Here is a 1,236-nt window from a genome sequence, read left to right as displayed (position 1 = left end):
CGGCCGCCCGTTTGCGCCCACTGGTGCCCAATGGGATGCCGCAGTGGCGCAGTGGCGCAATTTGGTGAGCGATGCCGACGCGCTGTTTGATGCCGACGTCGTGCTGCGTGCCGAGGATATTCGCCCGCAAGTCAGCTGGGGCACATCGCCGGAAATGGTGTTGCCAGTGGATGCGCACACGCCAGACCCCGCGCATGAAACCGATCCCGTCAAACAAGACGCGATCACCCGCGCGCTGCACTACATGGGCCTGCACGCCCATCAGCCGATCACCTCGATCCGGTTGGATCGCATCTTCATTGGCTCGTGCACCAATGCCCGCATCGAGGATTTGCGCGCCGCCGCCGCGGTTGCCAACGGCCGCAAAGTGGCAGCCTCCATCAAACAAGCCTTGGTGGTGCCGGGCTCCGGTTTGGTGAAAGCGCAGGCCGAGCGCGAAGGACTGGACAAGATTTTTATCGATGCCGGGTTTGAATGGCGCGAGCCGGGGTGCTCGATGTGCTTGGCGATGAACCCCGACCGCCTGCAAGCCGGCGAGCACTGCGCATCCACGTCCAACCGCAATTTCGAAGGCCGCCAAGGCAACGGCGGCCGCACCCATCTGGTCAGCCCGGCAATGGCCGCCGCCGCCGCGATTGCCGGCCACTTTATCGACGTGCGAGACCTGCAATGACACCGTTTACCCAACACACCGGCATGGTGGTACCGCTGGATCGTGCCAATGTGGATACCGACCAGATCATCCCCAAACAATTCTTGAAGTCGATCAAACGCACGGGGTTTGGCCCCAATCTGTTCGATCCGTGGCGCTATCTGGATGAGGGCCAGCCCGGGCAGGATTGCAGCACCCGCCCGCTGAACCCCGATTTTGTGCTGAATGCGCCGCGCTACCAAGGCGCCAGCGTATTACTGGCGCGGGAAAACTTCGGCTGCGGTTCCAGCCGCGAACACGCCCCGTGGGCATTAGCCGAATATGGGTTTCGCGCCATCCTCGCGCCCAGTTTTGCCGATATTTTTTATAACAACAGTTTCAAAAATGGCCTGCTGCCCATCGTGCTGGACAAAGCCGCCATCGACACCCTGTTTACCCAATGCGACGCCAGCGAAGGCTATACGTTGCACATTGATCTGGACGCACAAACCGTCACCCGCCCGGATGGCGTGGTGCACGGGTTTGACGTCGATGCCTTCCGCAAACATTGCCTGCTCAATGGGCTGGACGATATCGGCCTGACC

General features: G+C 61.4%; 2 protein-coding genes. Both read left to right on the top strand.

Annotated features, from left to right (window positions below):
• The coding region (locus tag PK789_RS06515) for an aconitase family protein (protein ID WP_324307859.1) at positions 1-673 on the top strand (673 nt) is incomplete at its 5' end.
• Positions 670-1,236, top strand: a 567-nt coding sequence (gene leuD / locus PK789_RS06510) for a 3-isopropylmalate dehydratase small subunit (protein ID WP_324307858.1), incomplete at its 3' end; no start/stop codon positions are given. The genes PK789_RS06515 and leuD, both read left to right, overlap by 4 nt.

The organism is Thermomonas sp. (genome assembly GCF_035369645.1).
Classification (GTDB): Bacteria; Pseudomonadota; Gammaproteobacteria; order Xanthomonadales; family Xanthomonadaceae; genus Thermomonas.
The sequence above is the reverse complement of the archived record's forward strand: the minus strand, read 5'-3'. Positions and strand labels throughout refer to the sequence as shown.